Here is a 2,675-nt window from a genome sequence, read left to right as displayed (position 1 = left end):
CCAACGACCCGAACCTCGAAGTTGTCGCTCCGGTGGTCGGCGCGCCGGTCTATTGCGACGGCGCAGCCTTCAAGAAGGGCGACGAAGCGCTGCGCGACGCCTATGACGTCGAGTTGGCCAAGCTGAAGGAGTCCGGTGAATTCGCCAAGATCATCGAGCCTTACGGCTTCTCGGCAGCGGCAGCGATGTCGACAAGCCGCGACAAGCTCTGCTCGGCAAAGTAGGCGCCCTTTTCCTTCTCCCCGTTCGCGGAGAGAATGTGGCTCGAAGGGTCGGATGGGGGCAGCGCCATACTTTGGTTGGTTCGCGCCGCCCCTCATCTGCCTGCCGGCATCATCTCCCCCGTGAACGGGGAGAAGGACGCTGGAAACAACGTCTCGCTAGACATTCAACGCGGGAACTCTCGACCCAATGACCCAATGGTCCGGCTATTTCGGCCTGATAATGCAGGGAGCGCTTGTTACCATCGAGCTGACGCTGATGGGGTCGATGCTTGCCCTGATCATGGCGTTTCTCGCCGGGCTGGGGCGGCTGTCGCGTTTTTTCGCCATTCGGGCGCTGGCCACCGCCTATATCGAATTCTTCCGCGGCACCTCGATCTTCGTGCAGCTGTTCTGGGCCTATTTCGTGCTGCCCTTCATCGGCATTTCGCTGACGCCGCTGCAGGCGGGCGTGCTGGCGCTCGGCCTCAATGTTGGCGCCTATGCGGCGGAGGTGGTGCGCGGCGCCATCCAGTCGATCGGCCGCGAACAGTACGAGGCCTGCACCGCGCTCAATCTCGGCCGCTGGCAAGGCATGCGCCATGTCATCCTGCCGCAGGCGCTGCTGGTCATGCTGCCGACCTTCGGCAACAACGCCATCGAATTGCTCAAGGCCACCGCCGTCGTTTCGCTGATCTCGCTCGCCGATCTGACCTTCCAGGCGCAGGTGGTGCGCTCGCAGACCGGCAACACGCTGGTGCCGTTCACCACCATTCTCATCATCTATTTCGTCCTTGCGCTGATCATTTCCTGGGGCGTGAGATCGCTGGAACGCCGCAAGGCGCGCGGCCTCGACGGGGTGCGCGTATGATGGATCGGGCCTCCTAATGGAGTGGGATTGGAATTTCGTCTGGGAGATCATGCCGACGCTGATCCAGGGCGTGAAGATCACCATCCTGGCGACGCTGCTCGGCTCGGTTCTGGCCGCGATCGTGGGGCTGGCCATCGCGCTGGCGCGGCGCTCGCCGAACAAGGGCTTGTCGCGCACCGTCGGCTTCCTCGCCGAATTCATTCGCGGCACGCCGCTTTTGGTGCAGCTCTATTTCATCTTTTACGTGCTGCCTGATATCGGTATCCTGCTGCCGCCGCTGGTGGCCGGCGTCATCGGCCTCGGCCTGCATTACGGCACCTACACGGCTGAAGTCTATCGCGCCGGTATCGAGAATGTGCCGCGCGGCCGATGGGAAGCCGCCAAGGCCTGCAATCTGAACGCCAGGCAGACCTGGACTCACATTATCATGCCGCAGGCGATTCCGCCGATGATCCCGGCGCTTGCCAACTACTTCATCGCGATGTTCAAGGAGACGCCGCTGCTGTCGGCGATCACCGTGCTGGAACTGATGAACCAGGCCAAGAGCGTCGCCAACACCTATTACCGCTATGTCGAGCCGATGACCTTGGTCGGCGCCTTCTTCCTCGTCATCAGTCTTTTCTCGGTCGTGCTGCTACGCTGGCTGGAACGCCGTTACGGCAAGATCGAGAGGTAGTCTTTCATGAAAAACTCGCCCGAGATCAGACTGACGCCGACACGGCCGGGGCTCGACGCGCGTCCCCTGGAAAAGCGCGTCGGGTTGATCATCCTTGCGACCGACCATACGACCGAACCGGATTTTCGCCGCATGGTGGCGAGCGACCGGATCGGCGTTTATGTCGCGCGCATTCCCTACGCCAATCCGACGACGCCGGACAATTTGCGCAAGATGCAGCCGTCGCTTACGGCGGGCGCGGCGCTCATCCTGCCCGATGAGCCGCTCGACGCGATCTGCTATTCCTGCACCTCGGCCTCCGTGGTCATCGGCGATGCCGAGATCGAGGCGGCGGTGCAGGCGGCCAAGCCCGGCGTGCCGGTGGTTACGCCGCCGATGGCAGGCGTGCGTGGTTTGAAGGCGCTGGGCGCCAGGACGATCAGCATCCTTACTCCCTATACGGTCGAAACCAGCCGGCCGATGGCGGCCTATTTCGCGGCGCATGATTTCGAGATCGCCGGCTTCACCTGTCTCGGCTTCGAGGACGACCGCGAGATGGCGCGGATTGCGCCTGCGTCGCTGGTCGATCTGTCGCTCGATGCGATGGACGAAAAAGCCGACGCGCTGTTCGTCTCCTGCACTGCGCTGCGGGCAGCACTTGCCGTGGTCGGCATGGAAGAGGCGATCGGCCGTCCGGTCGTCACCAGCAACCAGGCGACGGCCTGGAACTGTCTGCGGCTTTGCGCGGACGACGAGCCGCGTGCCGAATTCGGCCGTCTGATGACGCTGCCTTTGAATTGATTGCAAAGCAAAGGTCATGACCGCGAACGACGTCACCCTCTCCGATTTCCGCGCGGCGCGCGAGCGCATCGCAGCTAAGGTCGAACGCACGCCGACCGCGCTTTCTCCGAGTCTTTCCGGGCACTTGGGTGCGCCTGTTTATCTCAAG

3 protein-coding genes and 1 pseudogene are annotated in these 2,675 nt (G+C 63.0%); all 4 read left to right on the top strand.

What is annotated here, in order from left to right; all coding sequences use genetic code 11:
- A pseudogene (locus EOA85_RS32100) lies at positions 1–224 on the top strand (transporter substrate-binding domain-containing protein); the annotation flags it as partial.
- A gap of 187 nt (positions 225–411) precedes the next feature.
- Entirely contained in the window at positions 412–1,071 is a 660-nt protein-coding gene (ehuC, locus tag EOA85_RS32095; RefSeq protein ID WP_127212407.1) for an ectoine/hydroxyectoine ABC transporter permease subunit EhuC, read from the top strand.
- A gap of 16 nt (positions 1,072–1,087) precedes the next feature.
- Complete coding sequence (ehuD, locus tag EOA85_RS32090; protein WP_127212406.1) at positions 1,088–1,747, top strand: ectoine/hydroxyectoine ABC transporter permease subunit EhuD; 660 nt, start codon at positions 1,088–1,090, stop codon at positions 1,745–1,747.
- Positions 1,748–1,753: 6 nt separating this feature from the next.
- Positions 1,754–2,527, top strand: coding sequence for an ectoine utilization protein EutA (gene eutA, locus EOA85_RS32085; protein ID WP_127212405.1), 774 nt, complete (start codon positions 1,754–1,756; stop codon positions 2,525–2,527).
- Positions 2,528–2,675: the final 148 nt, after the last annotated feature.

The sequence above is a fragment of the Mesorhizobium sp. M5C.F.Ca.IN.020.29.1.1 genome (assembly GCF_003997375.1).
Lineage (GTDB): Bacteria > Pseudomonadota > Alphaproteobacteria > Rhizobiales > Rhizobiaceae > Mesorhizobium > Mesorhizobium wenxiniae.
This window is presented reverse-complemented; position numbering and strand designations above follow the sequence as displayed.

Coding starts and splice junctions, on each gene's coding strand:
- ehuC (WP_127212407.1), top strand. CDS start 412: ATGACCCAATGGTCCGGCTATTTCGGCCTGATAATGCAGGGAGCGCTT.
- ehuD (WP_127212406.1), top strand. CDS start 1,088: ATGGAGTGGGATTGGAATTTCGTCTGGGAGATCATGCCGACGCTGATC.
- eutA (WP_127212405.1), top strand. CDS start 1,754: ATGAAAAACTCGCCCGAGATCAGACTGACGCCGACACGGCCGGGGCTC.